Annotated in this window: 9 protein-coding genes; 2 read left to right on the forward strand and 7 right to left on the reverse strand. The window is 72.9% G+C overall.

The window, feature by feature from the left end; translation table 11 throughout:
- Positions 1 to 4: 4 nt before the first annotated feature.
- The 7 genes from AB0A74_RS15630 to AB0A74_RS15660 all read right to left on the reverse strand — a co-directional run bounded on the left by AB0A74_RS15630 (position 5) and on the right by AB0A74_RS15660 (position 10578).
- Positions 5 to 2287 carry a SpoIIE family protein phosphatase gene (locus AB0A74_RS15630; protein WP_358249863.1) on the reverse strand — a complete coding sequence of 761 codons (2283 nt, stop codon included), beginning with the start codon at positions 2285 to 2287 and terminating at the stop codon, positions 5 to 7.
- A complete protein-coding gene (locus tag AB0A74_RS15635) occupies positions 2284 to 6855 on the reverse strand; it encodes a HAMP domain-containing protein (protein WP_358249865.1) in 4572 nt (1523 codons plus the stop codon). Before AB0A74_RS15635 ends, AB0A74_RS15630 begins: the two co-directional genes overlap by 4 nt.
- Before the next feature lie 384 nt (positions 6856 to 7239).
- Positions 7240 to 7614, reverse strand: a complete 375-nt coding sequence (locus tag AB0A74_RS15640) for a hypothetical protein (protein WP_358249866.1) — start codon at positions 7612 to 7614, stop codon at positions 7240 to 7242.
- A gap of 216 nt (positions 7615 to 7830) precedes the next feature.
- Positions 7831 to 8241 carry a hypothetical protein gene (locus AB0A74_RS15645; RefSeq protein WP_358249868.1) on the reverse strand — a complete coding sequence of 137 codons (411 nt, stop codon included), beginning with the start codon at positions 8239 to 8241 and terminating at the stop codon, positions 7831 to 7833.
- A 20-nt stretch (positions 8242 to 8261) separates the two neighbouring features.
- The gene (locus AB0A74_RS15650) at positions 8262 to 8786 is read right to left on the reverse strand and encodes a phosphatase PAP2 family protein (RefSeq protein ID WP_358249870.1); all 525 of its coding nucleotides are present in this window, start codon (positions 8784 to 8786) and stop codon (positions 8262 to 8264) included.
- Between the two features lie 17 nt (positions 8787 to 8803).
- Entirely contained in the window at positions 8804 to 9715 is a 912-nt protein-coding gene (locus AB0A74_RS15655) for a serine hydrolase (protein WP_358249872.1), read from the reverse strand.
- Positions 9712 to 10578, reverse strand: coding sequence for a LysR family transcriptional regulator (locus AB0A74_RS15660; RefSeq protein ID WP_358249873.1), 867 nt, complete (start codon positions 10576 to 10578; stop codon positions 9712 to 9714). Before AB0A74_RS15660 ends, AB0A74_RS15655 begins: the two co-directional genes overlap by 4 nt.
- Positions 10579 to 10660: 82 nt before the next feature.
- On the opposite strand from AB0A74_RS15660, the gene bla reads away from it, so the two are divergent.
- Positions 10661 to 11602: a class A beta-lactamase gene (gene bla / locus AB0A74_RS15665; protein ID WP_358249875.1), complete on the forward strand. Its 942-nt coding sequence runs from the start codon at positions 10661 to 10663 to the stop codon at positions 11600 to 11602.
- Positions 11599 to 12171 (forward strand): D-alanyl-D-alanine carboxypeptidase family protein, encoded by a 573-nt coding sequence (locus AB0A74_RS15670; protein WP_358249877.1) that lies wholly within the window; start codon positions 11599 to 11601, stop codon positions 12169 to 12171. The genes bla and AB0A74_RS15670 overlap by 4 nt, the downstream gene beginning before the upstream one ends.
- Positions 12172 to 12769: the final 598 nt, after the last annotated feature.

A 12769-nucleotide genomic window follows, 5' to 3' on the forward strand; every position in this document is an offset into this window, starting at 1 on the left:
CCGCTCAGGTCACCTGCAGGCCCACCACGCACGTGTCGTCGTCGGTGTTGGAGTCGCTGCCGTCGAGCAGGTCGTCCAGCCGGTCCTCCAGCGTCCCCTCGAAGCGGGCCGACACCGCCAGCAGCCGTTCCAGGCACTCGTCCAGCGGCACGTCCCGCCGTTCGATCAACCCGTCCGTGTAGAGCAGCAGGGTGTCCCCCACCTCCAGCTGCACCTCGTCCTGCTCGTAGGTCCCCTCCGCCAGGGCGCCCAGCAGCACACCGCTCAACAGCGGCAACGCCGTCGCCTTGCCGCCCCGCACCAGCACCGGCGCGGGGTGGCCGGCCCGCGCCCACCGCAGCACCCGCGTCTCCGGGTCGTACACCCCGCACACGGCCGTCGCCAGGATGTGGTCGGTCAGGTGGTGCGCGACCAGGTTCAGCCAGGTCAGCATCTGCCCCGGCCCGGCGCCGGTGGCCGCCAAGCCCCGCAACGCGTTGCGCAGCACGACCATCCCGGTCGCGGCCTTGATGCCGTGCCCGGTGATGTCGCCGACCGACAGCAGGACCTGCTTGGACGGCAGCACGACCGCGTCGTACCAGTCGCCGCCCACCACGTGGTCGCCGCCGCTGGGCCGGTAGCGCACCGCGATCCGCAGCCCGAACGCCTCGATCGACGGCTCCGCCGCGGGCATGATCGCGTGCTGCAGCTGCACGGTCAGCCGTTGCTGCTCGGCCACGTGCTGCTCGGTGTCGGCCAGCCGGTCCCGCGTGGCCGACAGGGCGACCTCGGTCCAGTGCTGCGCCGAGATGTCCTGGAACGCCCCGCGCACCGCCAGCAGGTGCCCGCTCGGGTCCAGCACGGGTTCGGCGACCACCCGGATGTGCCGGGCCACGCCGTCGGGCCGCAGCAGCCGGAACGCCGCCGACCCGGCCCGCCGGTAGCGCAGGACGGTCCGCAGGAACCGGTCGATGGCGGGCACGTCGTCCTCGTGCGCGTGGGCGGTCAGCTGGGCCAGCGGCACCGGGTCGGCCGCCGGTTCCAGGCCCCACAGCGAGTAGAGCTGGCTGCTCCACGTGATCTCGCCCAGCGCGGTGTTCTCCTCGAACCCGCCGACCCGGCCCAGCCGCTGGGCGTGCTGCAGCAGCGTCGCCAGCCGCGCGACCTCGTCCTCCACCCGCCACACCACCAGCACCGCGTCGCCGTGGCGGGTGATGCTGATCGCGGCCACCACGGTCAGCGGGACCTGGTCGACCAGCTCGGTGAAGGTCATCCGGTCGGTCCGGAACGACTCGCCGGTGGCGTAGACGTGCTCGACCTTGTCGAACAGCTGCCCCGCGCCGGCCATCGGGTAGGCCTCCAGCAGCAGCGCCCCGGACACCAGGCCGCGCGGCCGGCCGGTCAGGTCCACGAACGCCGGGTTGAGGTGCGCGATGCGGAAGTCCGCCAACGCGCCCGTGTCGTCCAGGTGCGGCCGGAGCACGAGGGCCGAGTCGAACAACCCGTCGGCCAACGCCTCCAGCTCCGACACGTCCGGGGTGGCGGCCGCGGCGGCGTCGGCGTCCAGCGCGTGCCCGCACAGCTCTGCCAGCGCGTCCAGCTGCCGGTGCACGGGCTGGGGCTGCGGCTCCAGCGGGCGCGGCCAGCACACCTCCAGCACGCCCAGCAGCCGCCCGCCGGTCACCGTGGGCAGCACGGCCCGCCCACCGGAGGGCCCCACCGACGGCAGGCCGGCCGTGGCCAGGTCCTCGATCCACACCGGCTCGCGGTCGGTCAGCGCCCGCCGCGCCGGGGTGGCCACGCCCGGCGGGACGTACCGCCAGCGGCTCGCCTCGCCGGGGGTGATGCCCGCGAACCCGGCGAGGGTCAGCGAGGAGTCGGTGGCCGCCGACCAGATCGCCACCGCCGTCGCGCCCAACGGCCGCGCCGCGTGCGCCAGCACCGACTCGGCGACCCGTTGCGTGTCGCCGCCGGACAGCACCGCGCTCTCGGTCGTGCGCAGCCGCACCGCCGCCGACAGCTCGTCGCTCGCCCGGACCAGGAACTCGCCGACCGCCTCGGTGACCCGGTCCTGCGCGGCCTGGTTGACCAGGTCGGCCGCCAGCTCCAGCGGGGTCACCGACGCCTGCTCGGCCAGCGTCTCCAGCTGGCGGGTGGCCTGCGCGGGACCGCAGCGCAGCCGTTCCACCAGCACGCCCTTGGCCAGCTCGATCAGGGCGCGGCCGTCGGCGGCGGCGTTGGCCTCCTGGATCTCGCGGCGCAGCCGTTCGACGGTCGCGGCCAGCCTGCTGACCGGTGTCGCGCTCACGCGCCCAGCCAGCGCTTGACGCAGCCCACCAGGGCGTCGGCGTCCACCGGCTTGGTGACGTAGTCGTTCGCGCCCGACGCCAGGCTCTTCTCCCGGTCGCCCAGCATCGCCTTGGCGGTGACCGCGATGATCGGCAGGTCGGCGTGGTCGGGCATGTCCCGGATCGCCGCCGTGGCCGCGTAGCCGTCCATCTCGGGCATCATCACGTCCATCAGCACCAGGTCGATCTCGGGGTGGCCGCGCAGGGTGTCGATGCCCTCGCGGCCGTTCTCGGCGTGCAGCACGTGCACGCCGTGCAGCTCCAGGATGCTGCTCAGCGCGAACAGGTTGCGGGCGTCGTCGTCCACGATGAGCACGGTCCGGCCGGCCAGGCTGCCGTCCACCGGCCGGGGCTCGGGGGTGGTCGGGTCCTCGCGGCGCACCAGCGGCAGCACGTCGCCGGGCGCCTCCGCGCTCAGGTGCAGGGCGATCCGCTCGCGCAGCTCGTCCAGGCTGGACAGCAGCTCCAGCGGCTGCGGGCCGGTGCGGGACTGCAACGCCCGTTCCTGCTGCGGGTCCAGCCGCCGGTTGTTGTGCGCGAGCACCGGCACGGTGCGCAGGGCCGCGTCGCCGTCCATGGTCTCCAGCAACCGCAGCGCGGCCCCGCCGGGCATGTCCAGCTCCAGCACGACGCAGTGGAACGCCTCGGCGGCCAGCGCGGCGGCGGCCTCCTCCGCGCCGATCGCGGTCACCACCTGCACCGGGCCGCGCTGGTCGTGGCTGTCGGTGAGGTCGGCGACGGCGCTGCCGGCCACCAGGGACAACAGGCCCTGCGGCCGTTCCTCGACCACGAGCAGCCGCCGCTGGTGGGTCTGCGGCGACGGCGCGGGCTCGACGTCCTGGGGGGCGGTGTCGGTGTGCTGGGTGGTCGCGGTCTCGGCGAAGTCCGGCCGCGCCACCGGCAGGTACAGGGTGAACGTGCTGCCCTGGCCCGGGGTGCTCTCGGCGGTGATCGCGCCGCCGAGCAGGTAGGCGATCTCGCGGCTGATCGACAGCCCCAGGCCGGTGCCGCCGTACTTGCGGCTGGTGGTGCCGTCGGCTTGCTGGAACGCGCCGAAGATCGACTCCAGTTGCTGCTCGGCGATGCCGATGCCGGTGTCGATCACCCGGAACGCCAGCGCCGCGCCGTGCCGGCGCACGGTCGTGGGCGGCTCGTCCGGGGCGGCCGGCTCGATGCGCAGCTCGACGCTGCCGGTCTCGGTGAACTTCACCGCGTTGGACAGCAGGTTGCGCAGCACCTGGCGCAGCCGCGAGTCGTCGGTGAGCAGGTCGGCCGGGACGCCCGGCGCGGTGGTGACCCGGAACCCGAGGCTCTTCTGCGTGGTCATCGGGCGGAAGGTGACCTCGACGTAGTCCAGCAGCCGGCGCAGCGGCACCCGCTCCGGGCTGACGTCCATCTTGCCCGCCTCCACCTTGGACAGGTCGAGGATGTCGTTGATCAGCTGCAACAGGTCCGAGCCCGCCGAGTGGATGATGCCCGCGTACTCGACCTGCTTGGGCGTGAGGTTGCGGGTCGGGTTCTGCGCGAGCAACTGGGCCAGGATGAGCAGGCTGTTGAGCGGGGTGCGCAGCTCGTGGCTCATGTTGGCCAGGAACTCCGACTTGTACTTCGACGCGAGCGCGAGTTGCTGGGCGCGGGCCTCCAGCTCCTGGCTGGCCAGCTCGATCTCCAGGTTCTTGGCCTCGATGTCGCGGTTCTGGCTGGCCAGCAGCGCGGCCTTGTCCTCCAGCTCGGCGTTGGAGGCCTGCAGCTCCTCCTGCCGGGCCTGGAGCTCCTCCGAGCGGGCCTGGAGCTCCTCGGCCAGGCGCTGGGACTCGGTGAGCAGCTCGTCGGTGCGGGAGTTGGCGATGATGGTGTTGACGTTGACGCCGACGGTCTCCATGAGCTGGTCGAGGAAGTCGCGGTGGATGCGGGTGAACCGGTGCACCGAGGCCAGCTCGATCACGCCCAGCACCTGGTCCTCCACCACGATCGGCAGCACCAGGATGTTCACCGGCGAGGTCTGGCCCAGGCCGGAGGTGATGGTCAGGTAGTCGCCGGGGACGTCGTCCACGGTGATCGGGCGGCGGCTGCGGGCGGCCTGGCCGACCAGGGACTGGCCGAAGGTGAACCGGGACGGGCGGCCCGGCTCGTCGGGGCCGCCGTAGGAGCCGATCAACCGCAGCTCGGCCGTGTCGGTGGTGTCATCGGCGAGGTAGAACGCGCCGTACTGGGCCGAGACGAGCGGGGTCAGCTCGTCCATCACCAGCTCGGCGACGACCTCCAGGTCCCGGCGGCCCTGCATGAGGCTGGAGATGCGGGCCAGGTTGGTCTTGAGCCAGTCCTGGTCGCGGTTGGCCCGGGTGGTCTCGCGCAGCGACTCCACCATCGAGTTGATGTTGTCCTTGAGCTCGGCGACCTCGCCGGAGGCCTCGACCGTGATGGACCGGGTCAGGTCGCCCTCGGCGACCGCGCTGGTGACCTCGGCGATCGCGCGCACCTGGCGGGTGAGGTTGCCGGCCAGCTCGTTGACGTTCTCGGTGAGCCGCTTCCAGGTGCCCGAGACGCCCTCGACCTCGGCCTGGCCGCCCAGCCGGCCCTCGCTGCCCACCTCGCGGGCCACGCGGGTGACCTCCGCGGCGAACGCGGAGAGCTGGTCCACCATGGTGTTGATGGTGGTCTTGAGCTCCAGGATCTCGCCGCGGGCGTCCACGTCGATCTTGCGGGTCAGGTCGCCCTGCGCGACGGCGGTGGTGACCTGGGCGATGTTGCGGACCTGGTTGGTCAGGTTGTTCGCCATGAAGTTGACGTTGTCGGTCAGGTCCTTCCACGTGCCCGCCACGTTCGGCACGCGCGCCTGACCACCGAGGATGCCCTCCGTGCCGACCTCGCGGGCCACGCGGGTGACCTCGTCGGCGAACGCGGAGAGCGTGTCCACCATCGTGTTGATCACGCCGGCCAGCGCGGCGACCTCGCCCTTGGCCTCGACGGTGATCTTCTGGGACAGGTCACCGCGGGCCACCGCCGTCGCGACCTGGGCGATCGAGCGCACCTGGCCGGTCAGGTTGGAGGCCATGACGTTGACGTTGTCGGTCAGGTCCTTCCAGGTGCCCGACACGCCCCGCACGGTGGCCTGGCCGCCCAGGTTGCCCTCGGTGCCGACCTCGCGGGAGACGCGGGTGACCTCGTCGGCGAACGCCGAGAGCTGGTCGACCATCGTGTTGATGGTCTCCTTCAGCTCCAGGATCTCGCCGCGGGCGTCCACGCGGATCTTCTGGGACAGGTCGCCGCGCGCGACGGCCGTGGTGACCTGGGCGATGCTGCGGACCTGGGCGGTGAGGTTGTCGGCCATGACGTTGACCGACTCGGTGAGGTCCTTCCAGGTGCCGGACACGCCCTTGACGTCCGCTTGGCCGCCCAGCCGCCCTTCGGTGCCGACCTCGCGGGCCACGCGGGTGACCTCGTCGGCGAACGCGGAGAGCTGGTCCACCATCGTGTTGATGGTGTTCTTCAGTTCGAGGATCTCGCCTCGCGCGTTGACCGTGATCTTCTGGGAGAGGTCGCCGCGCGCGACGGCGCTGGAGACCTGAGCGATGGAGCGGACCTGCGCGGTGAGGTTGCCCGCCATGAAGTTCACCGAGTCGGTGAGGTCCCGCCAGGTGCCCGAGACGCCCTTGACGTCCGCCTGGCCGCCCAGCGCGCCTTCGGTGCCCACTTCGCGGGCCACACGCGTGACTTCGTCTGCGAACGCGGACAGCTGGTCGACCATGGTGTTGATGGTGTTCTTCAGCTCCAGGATCTCGCCCCGGGCGTTCACCGTGATCTTCTGGCTCAGGTCACCGCGGGCCACGGCCGTCGCGACCTGCGCGATGTCGCGGACCTGGTCGGTGAGGTTGCCCGCCATGAAGTTCACCGAGTCGGTGAGGTCGCGCCAGGTGCCGGCGACGCCGGGGACCTGCGCCTGACCGCCCAGCCGGCCCTCGCTGCCGACCTCGCGGGCGACGCGGGTCACCTCGTCGGCGAAGCTGGAGAGCTGGTCGACCATCGTGTTGACGGTCTCCTTCAGCTCCAGGATCTCGCCGCGGGCGTCCACGTCGATCTTCTGGGACAGGTCGCCGCGCGCGACCGCCGTGGCGACCTGCGCGATGTCGCGGACCTGGCTGGTGAGGTTGCCCGCCATGGCGTTGACGGAGTCGGTGAGGTCGGCCCACGTGCCCGAGACGCCCGGGACCTGCGCCTGACCGCCCAGGACGCCGTCGGTACCGACCTCGCGGGCCACACGGGTGACCTCGGAGGTGAACAGCGAGAGCTGGTCGACCATGCCGTTGAAGACGGTCGCGATCTCGCCGAGCAGGCCGTCGGCCTCCTCCGGGAGCCGGGTCCGGAAGTCGCCGTCGCGCACGGCGGTGAGGCCCGCCAGGAGCTGGCGCAGCTCCACCTGGTCGCCCCCGCCCCGGGCGCCGTCGCCGCCCTGAGCCCTGCCCCGGGCGGTGTCGCCTTGGCCCCTGCCCCGGGCAGCGCGCACGGAACCCGCAGCCGCGTCTGTCATCTCCACCCTCGTTCCGTCCGCAAGCCGGCGGACCGGCTCGGGAGTCGGCCGGGGGGCGGAGAACGCGGACATGGGTGGTCAGCGCACGCGCCCGCCGCACGGCGGCCGACCGTCTCGAAGCCGGTCACACGGGATGCTGCGCTGTTGAACATCCACTTCGGGCGAACTCTACGGCACCCGCGCCCGGCGGTCACCGGCGCGGTCGGCCGCGCGTTGTCCACAGTGGACTTGAAGGGGGAAGGCGAGCGGCACTCGCCGGAGGGGGCGAACGGTCCGTCCGCCGCGATCCCGGCTGGGGGATCGCCGCGGACGGACCGCATCGACCGGTTTTCTGGTACTGCCCAGTGCTTGCCCTGCCTATCCGCGGATCATCGCCGCCTGCGGTCAATCGCTGTCGGCGTAGGAGAAGGTCTCCTGGTAGTAGGCCCCGTCGTCACTCGCGTAGGCCTCTTCGTTGTGGTAGCCCGCGCTCGAACCGTCGTCGTAGCCGTCGCCATCGCCGTAACCGCCGTCGTGGGTCCACGAGGTGGTACTGAACGAGCCCGCGCCTTCCGGACCCGCCGCTGCGGCGTGCTCGTGGAAGTACGTGTTGCCCTCGCCGTCGGCGAAGGCGACCACGGTGTGCGTCCACGCGCCGCCGGGACCCGCCACGGCGGTCTGCTGACCGTACGCAGCGTCAGCGGAAGCCAGGCCCGCGCCGGCGACGAGCAGGGGCGCGGCCAGGGCGCCCGCGGCGATCAGGCGGTGGAGAGTACGCATCGGAAAACCTCCATCTGTAAGGGACTTGCGTTCCCATGATGGACACCGGCGCATCGACACGCCGCGCAGTTACCCCATTGTGTAAAGTCGTCCCTCGGTGACTGTGGGTAACAGGCGCTGGCGTGACAGAGGGTGACGTTTAGCGGTGTGCTCCAGGCCACGTCCAGGGGAATAACGGCCTCGCGCGCCGTTCGTGCGTGATCGGGGGCCGGCGGCTCAGTTCCCGGCGGTGAAGGTCGGCAACGGGTGGAACAGCCACCGGCCGCGCGCTTCGACGGCGGCGAACCGCGCGCGCGGTCCGCGATCGTCCGCGAGCACCAGCCGGTCGCCGGCCACGGACACCCGCCACGGGCCTTCGTGCGGGCCGGCCGCCTGGTCGGCGAGGTGCCGGGCGACGTCGGTGTCGCCGGCCACCGGGTCGCCGAGCAGGAGCGCCAGGGTGGCGGTGTCGCGCGCGTTCAGGGCGGCCGCCACGGCGTCGGCCAGGGCTTCGCGGGAGGGAGCGCCGGGCTCGGGTTGGCGGGCCAGCGCGACGGTCAGGAACACCAGCCACCCGGACAGCGCGGCGAACAGCACGAAGCGCAACACGCGGGTGCTCGGGTGGCTGGGCGGGCGCTGGACGGCCATGTCCGCATTCTCCTCGGCGATCACGTCCGCCGGCGGACCGCCCAGGCCACGGCCGCGCCGAGCACCAGCCCGCCGACCACGTCCGACGGCCAGTGCACGCGGGTGCGCACGCGGCTGTAGGCGATCACCGCGACCAGCGGCGCGACGGCCGCGCCCGCCCGCGGGCTCTCCACGCCCACCGCCGTGCCGAACGCCGCCGCCGTCATCGCGTGCTTGGACGGGAACGACGACGAGTCGGGCCGCTCCGGCAACGCCCGCCGTGCCGGCAGCCGGGACGCCGGCGGTCGCCGCCGGAACACCGCCCGGCTCAGCAGGTGCCCCAGCGGCAGCGCCACGCCTGCCGCGATGAGGCCGCGCACCGCCGCCCGCCGCTCCCCCACCCCCGCGAGGACCGCCGCGACCGGCACCCAGACCACGCCGCCCCGGGCCACCAGGCTCGCCGCCACCACCCACGCGGGCGGCCGGGAGGTCGGCATGGCGTCGCTGTCGCGCAGCGACTCCCGGTCGAGCTCGGCCACCTCGTCCAGGGGATCACGTGTCGGCATCTCCTCGTCTTACCCGGTCACGGCGAATTTGAATACATCCGCAACCGGTCCCGCAGCGTCCGCGCCACCTGCGCCATCAACGCCTCGGCGCCCGGCTGCACGACGGCGGGCACCCGGGACTGCGTCAACGCCGCCACCGCGTAGGTCTGGCCGTCGGCGTGCTCGACCACGCCCACCTCGTGCCGCATGTTGAGCACCGTGCCGGTCTTGGACGCCCACCGGGTCGCGTCGGACATGAAGTCCGGGGCCAGCCGGTGCCGCAGCACGTTGTCCCGCATCAGCTCCCGCACCCGGGCGGCGACCGCCGGCGTGATGGTCGTGGGCCGCCACAGGCCCTGCAACAGGTCCACGAACGCGCGCGCCGACCCGGCGTTGGCCCGGCTGATGTCCAGCTGCGGCACGGGGTGGCCGCGTCCCTCGGTGGCGGCCGTGATCGCCAGCGAGTGGGCCAGGTGGACGTCGGCGGGCGCGAACCGCTCGGCCGGCGTCTCGACCAGGTCCTGCACCAGGTGGCGGACCGCGATGCCGTCGTAGCCCAGCCGGCGCAGCTCGGCGGTGACGGCCGCGGGCGGGGTGAGGGCGAACAGGGCGTCGGCGGCGACGCTGTCGCTGATGGACGTGCTCAGGTAGAGCAGGTCCTCCAGCGCGATGGTGGCCGGGTGGCGGAACTTGCTGACGCCGGTCGGGCCGGGGGTCGCGCTGCGGCCGGGGGCGAGCGCGACGGGCGTGGCCGGGTCGAGTTCGCCGCGCGCGACGCGTTCCAGCGTGGCCACCGCCAGCGGCACCTTGACCAGCGACGCGACCGGGAACTCCACCTCGGGGTCGATGCCCAGCTCGTCGCCGGTGTCCAGGTCGCGGACCAGGAACGAGCCGCGCAGGCCGCCGTCGTCCAGCGCCGCGCGCAGGTCGCGCAGCACGCCGGTGGTCACGACGCCCCCAGGCACGGGCCGACCAGCGGGAGCGCGCGGACGCGGTGGGCGTCGTCGCGGGACCGGGCCGTGACGTCGTAGCCGCGCGCGACCCGCACCTCGCCGATCGGGCGCCAGTGCAGTCCGAGGTCGTCGGCCTGGGCGGGCGAGCACAGCAGGAGGTCGGCGGAGGCGAGGACCTCGGCGGTGGCCGCGACCAGCGAGGACGTGACGACCACCTGCGCGGGTCGCAGCCCGACGGCGTCGCCGAGGCGGGTGATCCGGTCGCGGACGTGCGGCACGTCGTCCTCGGCCTCGACCCAGATCCGGCGGCGCGGGCCCCGGTCGGCGCGGCCGGCGCGCAGCGTCTCGACGTAGACGGCGGTGGCCGGTCCGGGGTCGTCGCGGCCGGCGAGCCCGAGCGGCACCCGCCACACGCCGTCGTCCGGCGGCACCGCGACCAGCGCGGCCCGCACCTCCAGGGTCCGGGCGAGTTCGGCGCGCCGGGCCGGCGGCGCGGGGTGCGGGTCCAGGGTCAGGTCGTGCCGGCGGGCGTCGGCGACCAGCCGGGCCAACGGCCGCGCGGCGGTGACCAGCGGCACCGCCAGCCGGAACGGTCGCAGCCGGGCCCGCTCGGCGTCGTGCTCCAACGCCTCGGCCAGCTCCACCAGCCGCCGCGCGGAGGGCAGCAGCTCCCGTCCGAACGGGGTGAGCGAAACGCTGCGCGAGGACCGCGTGAGCAGCCGCTCGCCGAGGTGCTTCTCCAGCGCCGCGATCCGCCGGCTGGCCACCGACTGCGGGATGCGCGCGGCGGCGGCCCCGGCCGTGAAGCTCCCGCACCCGCTGACGGAGACGAACGCCTTGCACGCCGCGACCACGTCCACACGCTCACTATATGCCGGATCGGCATCGATCGGATCGATCCCGTCTTGGACGGCATAGCCGGGCGCTGGAACCCTGGCTGTCGTGACTGGACGCACGGTGCCCGCCCGACTGACCCGCCGCACGCTGCTCGGCGCGGCCCTCCTGCCCCTGGCCGCCTGCACGACCCCGCCGCCCGCCCCGCAGTCCACCTCGCCGGCCGCTTCGACCACGACGGCTGCCCCGCCCACCACCACGTGGGCGGTCGAGCACCACTCGCGTTTGTTCGAGTTGGAGAGCAACTTCGCGGCGCGCCTGGGCGTCTACGCAGTGGACACCGGTTCCGGCGCGACCATCGCCCACCGCGCCGACGAGCGCTTCGCGTTCTGCTCGACGTTCAAGGGCCTGGCCGCGGCGGCCGTCCTGCACCGCCACCCGCTGTCCCACCTGGACACGCTGGTGACCTATTCGGAAACGGACCTGATGAGGAGCTCCACCATCACCAGGCAGCACGTCGCCACCGGCATGTCCCTGCGCGACCTGTGCGACGCGGCCGTCCGCCACAGCGACGGCACCGCCGGCAACCTCCTCCTGCGCGAGGTGGGCGGCCCGGCGGGCTTCACCGGGTTCGTCCGGGGGATCGGCGACCAGGTCACCCGCCTGGACCGGTGGGAACCGGACCTGACCAGCGCGATCCCGGGCGACCCCCGCGACACCACCACGCCCCGGGCGATCGGGACCACCTACCGCGAGGTCGTCCTGGGTGACGCCCTGCCGCCGGAGAAGCGCGACTTCCTCCGGGACCTCCTCGAACGCAGCACCACCGGCACCCGCCGCATCCGCGCCGGGCTGCCCCCGGGCTGGCGGGCGGCCGACAAGACCGGCACCGGCGACCACGGCACGATGAACGACATCGCCTTCGCCTGGCCGCCCGGTGCGCAACCGCTGGTCATCGCGATCATGTCCGACAAGCCCGAGCCCGACGCGAAGTACGACGAAGCCCTCCTGGCCCAGGCCGCGGCCTACGTGGCGGAAACCCTGACATGAGCCTGCGCACCACCGTCCTGACCCTGGTCGTCGTCCTCCTGCTCGCCACCGGCGCGGTGGTCTACCTCGGCCTCGACCACCGGTTGCCCGTCTACGACCCGCAGCCGGGACGTCCGCTGGCGATCCTCGAAGAGGTCCCGGGCCCGCCGACCGGCTCGGTGTGCGACCTGGACAACCGGTACGTCAACGAGAACCCCGAGGGCCTGCACCCGGACGTCCTGGCCGCATGGCACCGCCTGACCGCGGCGGCGGCCGCCCAGAACGTCCGCCTGTGCCTCAACGACGGCAAGCGCAGCAACGCCCAACAGCGGGCGGAGTTCGAGGACGCCGTGCGCAAGTTCGGCACGGAGGAACTGGCCGCGAAGTACGTGCTGCCACCGGAGCGCTCCCAACACGTCAAGGGACGCGCGGTGGACATCCAGCCGCACTCGTCGGCACTGTGGGTAGAACGCAACGCGGCCACACTGGGCTGGTGCCGCCGCTACGACAACGAGTACTGGCACTTCGAATACGACCCGACCTACACGACAACCGGCTGCCCACCCCTACTGCCCAGCGCGACCGGCTAGCTGATCCTCGTAGGTCGCTCAACGTGACCGAGCTGTCGGGCAAGCTCTGAAGCAGGTGGGCGGCTCGGCTGAGCATCGCCGCGGTGTCCAGGTTGATGATGGAGCCGCTGCGACGGGCTTCCTCCACCTCGTCTCGCAGCTCCCGCATGAGGCGGGCCGCTTCCTCGTCACCGGAGATTGAGCCCGAAGACGCTGCTGTCCCTCGGTCTCCCGCTCGGTCTTCCACTCGCGCAACAGCGCGACCGGGTAAGCCGAACCGTCTCCCTCGTCAACGATGCGGTGGTGCAACCGGCAGAGGCAGATCAGGGTCGGGAAGTCATTGCGTTGCTGGTCGGACATCGCGGGGTTGTAGCGCGGGCCGGCCGGGTTCAGCGCGCAGATGTGAGCGATGTCGAGCCCGATCCAGTACTTGCCCTTCTCCCAGCGAAGGAGCTGTTCACCGCACCCTGGCCAGTAGCGGGTACCAGCACTGAATGCGGCGAGTGTCGCCCGGGCGTCAGGCTTGTAGTACCGCGTGGCCATGGGCGCTCTCTAGGTGCGGTTGAGTGCAGGGGGAGGCCCACCTACGTCTCACTCAACCGACTCGGTCCGGCGACCA

The sequence above is a fragment of the Saccharothrix sp. NPDC042600 genome (assembly GCF_040647305.1).
Taxonomy (GTDB): Bacteria; Actinomycetota; Actinomycetes; order Mycobacteriales; family Pseudonocardiaceae; genus Actinosynnema; species Actinosynnema mutabilis.